Origin of the sequence: Anatilimnocola aggregata (genome assembly GCF_007747655.1) — a bacterium.
GTDB lineage: Bacteria > Planctomycetota > Planctomycetia > Pirellulales > Pirellulaceae > Anatilimnocola > Anatilimnocola aggregata.
In genome coordinates, this window is record NZ_CP036274.1 from 4,388,332 (window position 1) to 4,401,877 (window position 13,546).

The 13,546-nt window shown below is 57.5% G+C and carries 8 protein-coding genes; 2 read left to right on the forward strand and 6 right to left on the reverse strand.

The annotated features are described in order from the left end of the window. Positions 1-22: 22 nt before the first annotated feature. The 4 genes from ETAA8_RS16560 to mnmG all read right to left on the reverse strand — a co-directional run bounded on the left by ETAA8_RS16560 (position 23) and on the right by mnmG (position 7,266). Positions 23-1,552: a SpoVR family protein gene (locus ETAA8_RS16560; RefSeq protein WP_145090487.1), complete on the reverse strand. Its 1,530-nt coding sequence runs from the start codon at positions 1,550-1,552 to the stop codon at positions 23-25. Between the two features lie 2 nt (positions 1,553-1,554). Further along, positions 1,555-2,664 (reverse strand): DUF444 family protein, encoded by a 1,110-nt coding sequence (locus tag ETAA8_RS16565; RefSeq protein WP_145090490.1) that lies wholly within the window; start codon positions 2,662-2,664, stop codon positions 1,555-1,557. A gap of 9 nt (positions 2,665-2,673) precedes the next feature. After that, complete coding sequence (locus ETAA8_RS16570; protein WP_145090493.1) at positions 2,674-4,740, reverse strand: PrkA family serine protein kinase; 2,067 nt, start codon at positions 4,738-4,740, stop codon at positions 2,674-2,676. Between the two features lie 657 nt (positions 4,741-5,397). Further along, positions 5,398-7,266 (reverse strand): tRNA uridine-5-carboxymethylaminomethyl(34) synthesis enzyme MnmG, encoded by a 1,869-nt coding sequence (gene mnmG, locus ETAA8_RS16575; RefSeq protein WP_145090496.1) that lies wholly within the window; start codon positions 7,264-7,266, stop codon positions 5,398-5,400. 145 nt (positions 7,267-7,411) lie between these two features. Here mnmG and ETAA8_RS16580 point away from each other — a divergent pair, with 145 nt between their 5' ends. Further along, complete coding sequence (locus ETAA8_RS16580) at positions 7,412-9,601, forward strand: heavy metal translocating P-type ATPase (RefSeq protein ID WP_202921889.1); 2,190 nt, start codon at positions 7,412-7,414, stop codon at positions 9,599-9,601. A gap of 15 nt (positions 9,602-9,616) precedes the next feature. Here ETAA8_RS16580 and ETAA8_RS16585 read toward each other — a convergent pair whose 3' ends face one another. After that, positions 9,617-10,531: a metallophosphoesterase family protein gene (locus ETAA8_RS16585; protein WP_145090501.1), complete on the reverse strand. Its 915-nt coding sequence runs from the start codon at positions 10,529-10,531 to the stop codon at positions 9,617-9,619. Between the two features lie 73 nt (positions 10,532-10,604). Next, positions 10,605-12,083: an ATP-grasp domain-containing protein gene (locus ETAA8_RS16590; protein ID WP_145090504.1), complete on the reverse strand. Its 1,479-nt coding sequence runs from the start codon at positions 12,081-12,083 to the stop codon at positions 10,605-10,607. A 251-nt stretch (positions 12,084-12,334) separates the two neighbouring features. Between ETAA8_RS16590 and ETAA8_RS16595 the strand changes: the two genes are divergently transcribed. Then, complete coding sequence (locus ETAA8_RS16595; protein ID WP_145090507.1) at positions 12,335-13,528, forward strand: ribonuclease D; 1,194 nt, start codon at positions 12,335-12,337, stop codon at positions 13,526-13,528. Positions 13,529-13,546 lie beyond the last annotated feature (18 nt).

Consider the following 13,546-nt stretch of genomic DNA (forward strand, 5'->3'; position numbering starts at 1 on the left):
AATTCGCTTACCAATTTCTCCGCTAGGCTTTCTTCTTATCTTCTGAACTCGTGTGCGATTTGCCGTCGAACGACCACAGCACTGTTGCCCCTTCTAACTTGGTTTCAATATGCACGGGCCGCTTCCACAGTTTGTAAAGCGACGTCAACGTGTCCTGTGCATAGTTCTGCTGCAGTTCTGCACCGCTGAAGCGATGCTCCAGCAGTAGTTCGCCGCGGTTCTTGTAGTTGCCGTCAGTCACGTAAATGATCGGTCGGCCCATGTTCGTTAAATTATAGAGAAGCCGCTGCTTTACGTTCGGAAATTCGCGGCTCTCGATTTCGTAGTAACCCGACTCCTGCTGATAGCCGAACGAGAACAACTTGTGCCGGCGGCAAAAGTCGAGCGTCAGGAACTCGTCGATGAACGTCAGATCGTTGTGAACCCTGCGAACTTCGAAGATCTTCTCCCGCCCTAGGCCCGCTTTCGTATTCCAGTGCTGTTGTTCTTGCCAGTCGTCGCAGTTGTCGAAGTCCTCACCAAAGGCACCACGATTCCAGCGGTCCTCGATATCGCGATACAACTCGACACCTAGCTTGTACGGATTCAGGCGCGTCCGCGATCCGGCCAACGTGCCGCTGCAGTGATCGGCGTAACAGATCAGGTCTTTGGCCTCCATGGCGTGCTTGGTCATGATCGTGCTGTGCCAGTAAGTGGCCCAGCCTTCGTTCATGATTTTGGTCTGTCCCTGCGGAGCAAAGTAATACGCCTCTTCGCGAATGATCGACAGCACATCGGCCTGCCAGTTCTTCAGCGGTGCGTTCTCGAGCACAAATAGCGTGACATCGCGCATCGGCTCTGAAGGGAAATTCTCCTTTCGCTCCAACTCTTTTTTCAGTTCAGCACGCTCGGCATCCATTGCTTTGCGTGGGTTCACGTAGTGGTCGAGATACCCTTTCGACTGATAGCGAGTGGGCGAAGTCGGATCGGCCGCGTCGTCATCATCTTCGTCGTGGCGCACCGGTGGTGGTTTGTCGTCGCGGCGTTTGATGTGTGGCGAGTAAATGTCGATCAGATCTTCCACGCTCAGGCAGCAGTCGATGAAGTTCTCGACTTCTTCGACGCCAAACCGGTCCATGTAGTTCCGGATGCGATTGCCGTGATTGGCCATGTCGTCGATCATGCGGCGATTGGTCTTCGCGAACCAGGCGTTGTTCTTGAAGAAGTCGCAGTGGCCATAGACGTGGGCCATCACCAATTTGTGATCCGTAATGCCATTGCTGCCGAGCAGGTAGGCGTAGCAGGGGTCGTTATTAATCACCAGTTCGTAGATCTTCTGCAATCCGTACGAATAGCCTTTTTGCAGCTGTTCGTATTCCATGCCGAACCGCCAGTGCGGATAGCGAGTCGGAAAACCGCCGTAGGCTGCGACCGCGTTCAATTGGTCGGCATCAACGACTTCGAAGATCGTGGGGAAGAAGTCGAGCCCATACGCGCGAGCATGACCTTCCATTTGTCGCTGAATTTCGATCAGCTCTTCGGTGAGGCTGCGAAATCGATGGAGAGCAGGCATGATTACTTCCCTTTCCCCAAAAACGTCTTGATCGATTCGTAGATCGCTTCTTTGTTCGCGATTTCGGATAGGACCAGTTGTTCATGCTCGCTGCCAAACGCTTCTTCCAGCACGCGGATGTACTCGCCACTGCCATAGGGACTTTCGACCTGGCCATAGCAGAACAGATTGCAGATCGGCAGCAGTTCGTCCTTGAGCATCGCCAGTGATTGCCGGTTGTCTTCGCCCCAGTTATCTCCATCGGAGAATTGAAACGCGTAGATGTTCCACTGCGTGGGGTCGAACTTCTCTTTGATTAGACTGAGTGCCACTTTGTAAGCAGTGCTGATGCGTGTGCCGCCACTTTCACGCGTGTGATAAAAGGTCTCCTCGTCGACCTCTTTCGCAGCTGCATCGTGAATGATGTACCGGCGCTCGATCCCCGTGTATTGACTACGCAGCCAGGTATCGATCCAAAACGCCTCGGTCCGGACGATCTCTTTTTGGTCGTCGGTCATGGAACCCGAGACGTCCATGATGTACAGAATTACGGCGTTCGCGACCGGTTCGGAAACCGTCTGCCACGAGCGATAGCGGCGATCATCTTTGTAAGGAATGACGCGTGGATCGTTAGGGCGATAGCTGCCCTCGGAGAGTTGCCGTTTGAGAGCCTGGACATATGTGCGGCGGAAGTGTCGCAGCGATTCTGGTCCTACTTTGCGCACGCTGGTGTAGCGAACCTTGTCATCTTCAATGTTCGCTTTGCCTTTGGGTTCAATCCGGGGGAGCTTCAGTTCCTGCCCCAGGATTTCGGCAAGTTCTTCCAGTGAAACATCGACTTCGAGGACGTGCTGACCTTCATCGCTGCCGGCCTGACCTTGCCCTGGTTCGCCATCGCCGCCCGGCGCGATGGGCTGGCCAACCTCACCTTCACCCTGGCCAACGCCCCCCTTGCCGTTTTGTCCGTAGCGGAAGTGGGGCACGTCAAGCTGCGGCAGCGGGATGGATACGAGATCTTTCCCTTTGCGGCCGATCATCTCGCCGTGCGTCACATACTTCCGCAGATTCTGGCGAATCTTCCCCTTCACAATCTCTTTGAAGCGGCTGTTGTCGCGATCAATCTTCATGACCATGGTCGCACCTTATTTCCGTTTCACATCGCCGCGGGCAAAGATACTGGCCACGTAATGCAGCACGTCGCCGGCGCTTTCGTCGTCGTAACCAAAGTCGCGGATCAGGCGGCTCTTGACCACATCGATCTTGGCTTGCGTGTCCTTGTCGACGACTTGCGACACGAGGCTCGTGAGCTTGATTGTGTCCTTTTGATCCTCGAACAATTTCAGTTGCAACGCGCGATAAAGTCGCTCGTTCGCCTTGTAATCGAAGGTCTTGCCATCGATCATCAGCGCGCCGATGTAGTTCATGATCTCGCGGCGGAAATCGTCCTTTCGACTCTCAGGAATGTCGATCTTTTCCTCAATCGACCGCATCATTCGTTCATCGGGCTCTTCGGTTTGTCCGGTGAACTTGTTGCGAACCTTTTCACGCTGAGTGTAGGCCTTGATGTTGTCGATGTAGTTCGCGCAGAGTCGCTTCAGCGCGTCTTCATCGGCGGCAATAGCCCGCTGAACTTCGTTCTTCACGATGTTCTCGTACTCCTCTTTCACCACGCCCAAGAGTTCGCGGTACTTCGCCCGCAATTCTTCGTTTGTGATGAGTGAATGATGCTTGAGCCCCGCTTCGAGTTCGTTCATCACCATAAAGGGATTGATCGACTTCGATTCGAGATTCGCGACCAATGCATTGCTGATCTTGTCCTGCACATAACGCGGACTGATGCCATGCAAGCCCTCGCTGATGGCCTCTTCCTTCATCTCCTTGATGTTCTCTTCAGTAAAGCCGGCCAACGTGCGGCCGTTATAGAGCTTCAGCTTCTGCAGCAAAGTGAGGCTGGCATTGTTCGGCGGTTCGAGCCTCGTCAGCACGGCCCACATGGCTGCCATCTCAATGGTGTGGGGGGCAATGTGTTTGCCCTTCACTTTGCCGCTGTTGTAATCCTTTTCATAGATTTTGATCTCGTCGCTCAAGCGAGTGACGTAGGGAACGTCGATCTTCACGGTACGATCGCGAAGGGCCTCCATGAACTCGTTGTTCTGCAGGCGGCGATACTCGGGCTCGTTCGTGTGGCCAATGATTACTTCGTCGATATCGGTCTGGGCGAACTTTTTCGGCTTGACCTTATGCTCCTGGCTAGCGCCGAGCAGGTCGTAAAGGAACGCTACATCGAGTTTTAGAACTTCGATGAATTCGATGATGCCGCGATTGGCGACATTAAATTCGCCATCGAAGTTGAACGCCCGCGGATCGCTATCGCTGCCATATTCGGCAATCTTGCGATAGTTGATGTCGCCGGTCAGTTCGGTGCTGTCCTGATTCTTCTCATCCTTGGGCTGGAAGGTGCCAATGCCGCAGCGGTCTTGTTCTGAGAGAGTGATCCGTTTGACGCGAATGTCTTGAATCACCTGCGTCCAGTCGCCGCCGTACTTCTTTAGTCGCTCGGTGTACATAAAGCGGCAGTACGGGCAGAGATCGCCGACGATCTTTACCTTGTATTGCTCTTCATCAGCATCGCCATTCAGATCTTTCAAAACGTCATCGCGGAAGCGCTCGGGTACGAGATGCAGCGGTTCTTCGTGCATCGGGCACCAGTGGACTTCCGTCGGCTCAGCTTCGTTCACCCAACCATGGGTATAGACGGCTCCCGCGTCGGTGGTCGAATACCGTTCTAAACCGCGCTTGAGGAGGCGCGCGATGGTGCTCTTGCTGCTGCCAACGGGGCCGTGCAACAGCAACACGCGTTTCTCAATGCCGTAGCCTTTAGCAGCCGACATTAACGCGTTGACGAAGCTTTCCAGCGTTTCATCGAGGCCGAAGACGGCATCGCGGCCGCCGTTATCGGGATCGTCGAAGAACTTGAAGTGGGTCCGTTTTACGCCGCGGGATTCGTCGTACACCGTAGTGCCGTACGAAATCACCATGTCGTAGACTCGCTCGAAGGCGTTGCGGGCGACTTGAGGCGTTTCTCGCACCAGATCGAGGTATTCCTCGAACGTGCCGACCCAACTCTTGCGACGGAACTGTTCCAGGTCTTGCCGACCGGCAATCAAAGAGATGATGTTCTTACCGCTGCTAGTCTTTAGTGATGTCATCGCACCGTCCTCCTCAGAACGCGCGTGATAGCTGCACGTTTGGTGCCCGAACTTGGCCACTTTCAATTGCGGGCCAATTCAACCACCTGCATGCTGCCTCGCTGGTGATGTTCCGGTCTGTCGACTGAACCTCATGTTCGTGAACTTCATGGCTCTCGCTCTGGCGGATGTGACACGATTTCCAGCCCTTTGACTCGCGGCTCTACCAACCGCGCAGCAGCCGATACTGCTGTCACCCGTGTTGGTACAAGCACGATGCGATTCAGCAGGCACAACGGGAAAGACATCGGGTTGCTGGCAACCGGCGGGGAGAAGATGCCGGGCAAGAATGCCGACGCTAAGTTGCGACCATGAGTCGCTGCGTCTCAAAGAACTTGCAAAAGAGCATTTCGTCAGAGGCGAGAGGATCGGTAAGGCGAGCCACCAGCTTACAAATGCTTTGGCTCCGGCTGTCCCTAGCCAATCAGTTCTCCTACCTCTCCTAAGTTAAGGTTATTTCGACATTCCCATTTCGGCAATAGCACATCGCTGCGAATTCCTCGACAAGGTGCAAAAATGCGGCCAAAAATGCAGCAAAACTGGTAATGATTCTGCTGACTAGCCCCACGCAAACTTGCTGGACAAAGCTTCAGTCCGAACGTTTGCCGCTCTTCCTCATCATGAAACGCTTCGGCGGCTCACCCCTTCGAGATACGTCAGCACGAGCGCCAGATCGGCCGGTGTGATGCCGCTAATTCGGCCAGCCTGAGCCAGCGTAATTGGACGTACTCGCAGCAATTTCTCGCGGGCTTCGGTGCGCAAGTGTTTGACCATCGCATAGTCGAAATGCTCGGGGATCTTTTTTTCCGAAAGTCGCTTTTGGCGATCGACCTGCTGTTCTTGTCGTGAAACATAGCCCGCATATTTCACGTCGTATTCAATTTGAATCGACGACTCGCGCGAGACTGCGCCCAATTGCGGCGCATGTTGAACGATTTGAGGCCAGGTGACTTCGGGCCGCCGGAGCAATTGTTCGAGTGTCACTTCGCCGGTCCGCTCGGTGCGCAGGATATGTAGCGCGCCGGAGATCTCTGCTTCTTTTTCTTGCAACCGCTGCCAGCGAGCATCGTCGACAAGTCCCGCGCGGCGGCCGATGGCCGTCAAACGTCGATCCGCGTTATCGTGCCGCAATAGCAGGCGATATTCCGCCCGGCTAGTGAACATGCGATAGGGCTCGTCCACACCGCAAGTCACCAGGTCATCCGTCAGCACGCCGATATAAGCCTGCTCGCGGCCAATCACGAGCGGTTCTTTCCCTTGCAACTTGAGTGCAGCGCTGGCACCGGCAATCAGGCCTTGCGCGCCAGCCTCTTCATAACCAGTGGTCCCGTTGATTTGCCCGGCGAAGAACAGACCGCCAACGCGCTTCGTTTCGAGCCACGGCCACAGCTGATCGGGAGGGCAAAAATCGTATTCGACGGCGTAGCCATAGCGCATGATCTGGGCCTTTTCCAGGCCGGGAATCAGCCGCAGCATCTGGTCCTGCACATCGCGGGGCAAACTGGTAGAGATGCCGTTTACGTACACTTCGTACGTCCGCCGACCTTCGGGTTCCAAGAAGAGCTGATGTTGCTCTTTCTCGGCAAAACGCACCACTTTGTCCTCGATGCTCGGGCAATACCGCGGGCCCCGCGATTGAATCTGCCCGCTGTACATGGGCGCCCGATGCAGATTCGCCCGAATCAGTTCATGTACCTGCTCGTTCGTGTAGGTGATGTAGCACGGAATCTGTTCGCGCCCCATCCGCTGCCGTTCGACCTCGCTGGTGAGAAACGAAAATGGCTCCGGGTCGTCATCGCCGGGCTGAAGTTCTGTGCGGCTGTAATCGATCGTCCGCCCATTCAACCGGCAGGGAGTACCCGTCTTGAAGCGCTGGACGCGGAATCCCAGCCGATTGAGCGCCCCGCTGATGCCCGCCGTCGTTCCTTCTCCTGCGCGGCCTCCAGGCGTTTGCACTTCGCCCGTGTGCATGATCGCTTGCAAGAATGTGCCGGTTGTGAGGACCACTGCAGGCGCGCGGTAAGTGATATCACCCCGCACACGCACGCCAACGATGCGCGCAGTTTGCTCGGTATTGCTGTCGGCGATTTCTTCGACGAGCAGATCCTCAACCACTTCCTGCCGGAGCGAGAGATTCGGTTGCTCCTCGACGAGCCGCTTTACTTCAAACTGATATCCCTTCTTATCCGCCTGAGCTCGCGGGCTATGCATGGCCGGCCCTTTGCGGCGGTTGAGCAGGCGAAATTGAATGCCTGTGGCATCGATGGCCCGCCCCATTACCCCACCCAGCGCGTCGATCTCGCGCACGATCTGACCCTTCGCCACGCCGCCAATCGCCGGGTTGCAGCTCATCTGGGCGACGGTATCGCAGTTGGTCGTGAGCAGGCAGGTCCGCAGCCCGACGCGGGCCGCAGCCATGGCCGCTTCGGTGCCGGCATGCCCCGCGCCGATCACCAGCACATCGTATTCGTAGTCACTGCGAGTCATAACTTCTTTCTGAGGTCACCCACTGCCAGACCGCAATCGCTGTTAATATCGACGAGCGGGCGGCTGGTCAGTTCGCTGCCAAGCGAGATAATTTTAGCAACCAATGCCCGTCAGCGTGGTCACCTCCCTCGCGAATCTCACTTCCGTGCCACCATCCACAACGAATCCGATCCGCCTGCACATCGGCGGCATGCATTGCGCCAGTTGCGTAGGACGGGTGGAAACCGCGCTCAGCCAAGTGTCAGGTGTGAAATCGGCTGCCGTTAATCTCGCCCTGCACGAAGCGGAAGTTCGGCCCGCGGGCGATGACATTCCCGTGCAGTCGCTGATTGCCGCAGTCGAACGGGCCGGGTATCAGGCCGAGGTAATTCGCCAGCAGCAGAATTCGCCAACAGCGCCCCATTCGCAGGCAGCCGAAGATCAAGAACAACGGGCCTGGGGCCTGCGTTTTCTCCTCAGCCTGGCAGGGCTGGTGCCGCTGGTCGTCATTCACTTTTTGCCCGGCGGTCATCATTCGTCGCCGCTGCTGGGGGTGACCCAGATTGCAATTGCTTGCCTCGTGCAGGTATTCGTCGGCTGGCCCTTTTTGGTGAGTGCCGCCCAGCGTGTGCGGTATGCCGCCGTAAACATGGACACGCTGATTGCCCTGGGCACCACTGCGGCCCTTGTGGCAGGCACACTGGAATGGATCACCCACCGCTCGGGCATGTCTCTCATGGACGGTGTGATGATCCTCACATTTGTCACGCTGGGTCGCTATCTCGAAGCCCGCGCACGGCGGCGAACTTCGCGTGCCATCTATCAACTGATGGATCTGACTCCCCGGGTCGCCAACATCCGCCGCGGTATTCAAGTGGTCAAGTTGTCGCTCGACAAAGTTCAACTTCGCGATGTGCTGGTGATTCGCCCGGGCGAGCGCGTGCCACTCGATGGGCAAGTAATCTCCGGCCACAGCGACCTGAACGAAGCCTGGCTGACCGGTGAAGCCTTGCCGGTCGAGAAGCAGGCCGGCGACAACGTCTTCGCCGGTACGCTTAATGGCAGTGGCAGTCTCGAAGCAACGGTGACCAAGCTGGCCGACGACACGCTCCTCGCGCAGACGATCGAGCTCGTGCGCCATGCGCAAAGTTCGAAGGCCAGTGTGCAACAGCTGGCCGATCGGGTCGTGCAATGGTTTGTCCCGGCGGTCCTGTTGATTGCGACTGCCACTTTCATCGCCTGGCTTGTGGTGAGTGGCGGCTGGCAATTGGCCTTGCTGCATGCGGTGGCAGTTCTGGTCGTGGCTTGCCCTTGTGCGCTGGGGCTCGCAACGCCCACTGCCATCATCGTCAGCTCCGGCGCGGCCGCGCAGCGAGGCATCTTCATCAAGAGCGCTGCGGCGCTCGAAGCGGCCAATCGGGTAACTACGGTGGTCTTCGATAAAACGGGCACGCTCACCGCAGGCCGCCCCGTTCTGCGATCCCTTCAGCCAGCCGAACACGTGAGTGAAGAGAGATTGCTCACCATCGCTGCAGCCATCGAGCGGCTGAGCAATCATCCCTTGGTCAAGGCCATTGTGCAGGCAGCCGACTCGCGACAATCGCCAGAGCAACTTCAAGCCACAGCGTTGCAGGTGCTCCCTGGCGAAGGGATCCAAGCTGATTCTTCGGCAGGGACCATCTACGTTGGCAACCAGCGACTGCTCGATCGGCTGCAGATCGTGCCCGGTGCCAACCAGCAAAATCAATCGGGCGAAATCAGGCTCCATGTCGTGCTCGCGGGAAAGTACCTCGGCAGTCTCGTTCTCCAAGATCAACTTGCCCACGGCAGTCAGGCAGCCGTGGCTGCATTACAGCAGTTGGGCAAACGAATTGTGCTGCTCACCGGCGATACTCGCGCAACCGCCGAAGCGATGGCACGCGAGGCGGGCATTCGTGAAGTGATAGCCGACACGAAGCCGGTTGATAAATGGCAAGTCATCGAGCAACTAAAGCACAGCGGCGAAGTCGTGGCCATGGTCGGCGATGGCATCAACGATGCCCCGGCATTGGCCGCAGCTGACTTGGGGATCGCGCTGGGCAATGGTGCCGACATCGCCATCGAATCGGCTGAGGTCGTGATCACGCAGCCCGACTTGCGGCGCGTCGTCACGACCCTCTCCCTGGCCCAGCGCACGCTGAGCATCATCTGGCAAAACTTGTTTTGGGCTTTGATCTATAACGTGATCCTCATTCCAGTGGCCGCGGGCTTGCTCTCTCCGTGGGGCATCAATCTCTCGCCATCGATGGCCGCAGCTGCAATGGCTGCGAGTAGTGTCTGTGTCGTGCTCAATAGTCTGCGGCTCGCGCGGCTATAAAAATCCAGCCGGTGCCTACCGCCACGCCAACTCCAGCTTCTTCCCGTGGGCCTCGTTCGCGGGGCCCACGCCATGCAGCGTCAGCTCAATTCCCTTGTCGCCGACCGCGGCTTCGACCCAACCGCTGGGCTTCTCCTTGGCAAAGACATACGCCACCGGCGGCAAGTTCACGAGGTGGATGCCGTCCTGCACTTTCTGCCCCCAGGCGTGCGTGTGACCATAAAACAGAATCTTCACGTGCTTGCGCGGAACCAAGATATCGAACAGCTCCTTCGTGTCTTGAATGCCGGCCACCTTATCGCCCTCTTTTTGCGGATGGTGATGCACCGAGATGATCGCGGGCTTATCGGCCTTGGCATCGAGTGCAGCTGCCAGCCACTCCAGTTGTGCGGTGCCCAACTTGCCTGGCGTCGAATTCACTTTCTCCAGCGAGTCGAGCATGAACCAGTTCGCCTGCTTGAGTTCCAAGATCGACACGTGATGCGATTCCAGCGGCGAAGCAGCAGCTGACTTGAGCGATTCCCGAAAGTTCGCGCGGTCGTCGTGATTGCCCAGCAGAAAGTGAAGTGGCACCGCCGACTTGCCGGCTGGCACAAGCAGCTGGGCTACCTGTCCGTAGTCTCCCATTTCTCCCTTCAAGAACGCGACGTCGCCATGGACGATGGCCGACGACAGTCGCCCGGCCGCTTCATTCACTTGTTGCCAGGCCTGTGTCAAATGGTCCGTCATGTTCACGCCGCGGGAGAGCAATTCCTTATCGGCCGAGATGTGCGTATCGGAGAGCAGGGCAATGCGCGTGGTTGCCGACTTGGCAATCTCTTCACCAGGCAAACGATTCGCGGCAATGACGGCAGCGGTCAGGCCAGCCCAGGCGAAAAATCGGCGGCGGCTGGCAAGTGGCTGATCGGCAGGCAAGATGTGAAACGTCATGAGGAGGTTCCAAGAGAGGGTCGTAGGTTGTGGTTTTGGGAATCGGATTTTGTTTTGATAACAGGTTTGAGATTCACCGGCGAGCAGTTTCGGGAAGTGGGGCGAGCGCGTGTCGGACACGCTGGGCGGCCGCGAGCAATCGCTCGCCTATCTGTCCCGCGTCAATGCCGCCGGTGAGTAACGTGCAAATAGGAGCGAATGGTTCGATGGTCGAATCCAGGCAAGGTAGATCGGCCGCGGTCACCTGTTCCTCAGCAAGTGAAGTCCAAAGTTCCGCTAGCCGCTGACCGGCGCTACCTGCTGCTGTTGCGTAGACAATTAACTTGCCGCGACAAGCACGGGATAAAGGTTCCGTGAATGATTCGATTTCCTCTCCAGCAACCACCCGGCAGTGGGCCGCGATCAAGCTTTGCCCGCGCAAAGATTCGTAAAGCTCCATACTCGCCGTATAGCGCGGGTTGACTTCAATCAGCGTCAACCCGGGACTCTCACCCGTCCGTCGAATGAAGTCGATGCCGAACAGCCCAATCAGCCCGGCATCTTCCACTAATCGAGTGGCAGTTTCCATTAACGCGGCCTCTTCGGCAGCCGTGAGTGGTGCCGGGGCGAGCGAACCGGCGTACTGAAATTCCTGCGGCGCACCCCAATTGGGACCGCACCACTGTTCAGCCACCCCCAGCAACTTGACCGATTTCCGGCTTGCCAGAAACGCAGCACTCAGCGGCTTCCCGGCCACGAACCGCTGCCAAACCATGTCCTTATAACCGCTGGTTCGGTTTCGGAAATTTCCGTTAAGTTCATGGGTTGCGTGTTCTCCAAGTGCTGCTCCTGCAGCGACTTGAGCTTCTGCACGGCCCTGTTCTCCACCATTCAGGTTTCCAGATTTCCAATTTCCAATTTCTCCAGTCTGCGGCTGTTCGCCCGTTTCTCGATTCCGGAAATTTCCATTAAGTTCATTCGATTCGTCCTCTTCAAACCCTTCACCGGTAATGACTTGAGTTTCGGAGGTGCCCAGTTTTCCACCAAATGAATTTCCAGATTTCCCAAATCCACTTTCCTCAATCACTCGCCCCGCGCCTCCTCGCTCCCGACTCCCAAATTCCGCCGCCTTTCGAATACCCATCCCGCTGCCCGATCGCAGCGGTTTCATCAACCAACCGTTATCTGTGATTGATTCCGGTGACAGGCAAGTTTCCGGATAGCTCATTCCGGAAATTTCCGTGAGCGTGGCCGCTAACCAACAGGGATCGCGCACCAATGCCAGCTGTTCGGAACCGTTCCCCAGAAGTGGACGAAGCTTCGCCAGCCGGGCGATCAGCCGGGGGTAGTTCTCTAAACTGCCGGTATAGATCCAAGGCGCCTGCGGACCCTTTGCCAGGGCTCGCAAAAATTCTGCCGGATAATTCTTGATCGGGGTCGTCGGCCCCAGCGTTTGCAGGTCGGCATCGCCGAACAGGTCGATTCCCCAGGGCTGATACCCGCCGCGCGCAGCAGATTCCGCCGCCGCGCGCACGCTGGCTCCCAGAATGATCAGCGTTCCTTTCTCTGCCATAGCCCCCTCTCCACAGCACGCACGAACTGCCAAGTCAAATTGTCAGCACTTTGTGATTACATGTCAAATTGTGGATCTCAACTTTCGTGAGCAATCCGCTCCGCACCCGATCCCGTCATCTTGTCACCCACTCTCCCCTCTCTCACCTTTCCTCCATCCGTCTGGCCCGAATAGACTTTCCAAGCTAGAGTAAGAGAAGTGGCAACAGGAAGCTTCGAGGCAGGCGGCAATTAGGCAAATATCGGACTCGCGTGCAGTACGAATACATCACTTCGCATCAACACCTGCGCGATTTCTGCGAGGTGATTGCTTCGGCAGAAATCATCGCCTTCGACACGGAGTTCGTCTCCGAAGATACGTATTTGCCGGAGCTTTGCCTCCTGCAGATTGCCGCCGATGGCCATCTGGCCATCGTCGACCCGCTGGAATTCAGCGATCTCACTCCCTTTTGGGAGCTCCTCTCGAAGCCGGGCAAAGAGTCGCTCGTCCATGCCGGCCGCGAAGAATTTCGCTTTTGCCTGCGTGCACTCGGCCATCGCCCCACGGACTGGTTCGATGTGCAACTGGCTGCCGGCCTGGTCGGGCTCGAATATCCCGCCTCGTACGGCACCTTGGTGCAAAAACTGCTAGGTAAGTCCCTCTCGAAAGACGAAACGCGGACCGATTGGCGGCGCCGCCCACTTTCGCAGCGGCAGATTGAATATGGTCTGCAAGACGTTGTCGACCTGCAGGCCATTCGCACGGTCCTGGTCAACCGGCTGAACGAACTCGGTCGGCTGGAATGGGTGAAGTCGGAACTTAAGGACTGGCAGGACGACGTCGAGCGGGCCGAACTGGGCGAACGCTGGCGGCGCGTCGGCGGCCTGGCTGGCATGTCCCCGCGAGCCCTGGCGATTGTCCGTGAACTGTGGATGTGGCGCGACGGCGAAGGTCAGCGGCGAAACATTCCCACGCGACGCATCCTGCGCGATGACCTGCTGTTGGAACTAGCCAAGCGACAAACTTCGGATCCCAAGCGAATGCGCGCGGTCCGCGGCATGGAGCGGGGCGAGATTCTCCGCCACTTGCCAAAAATCGGCAGCTGCGTCGAAAAAGCGTTAGCCATGAAAGACGACGAACTTCCGCAGACCGAACGCCGCAGCAGCCGTCCGCAATTGAACCTGCTTGGTCAATTTCTTAGCACCGCTCTCGGCAGCATTTGTCGCTCGGCCCAAGTGGCGCCGAACCTCGCCGGCACGGCTCAGGACGTGCGCGACCTGGTGGCCTATCGCCTCGACCTCGGCGGCTTTGCTGCCGACGAGAAGCCTCTTCTCGCTACGGGTTGGCGGGCCGAAGTTGTCGGCCAGGTCATCGATCAACTCCTCTCCGGCGAACTAGCAATCCGCATCGCCGACCCGCTCGACCACGAGCCTCTCGTCTTCGAACCGTGCACGCGCGGCGAATAGCGGTCGTCTTATTTCATT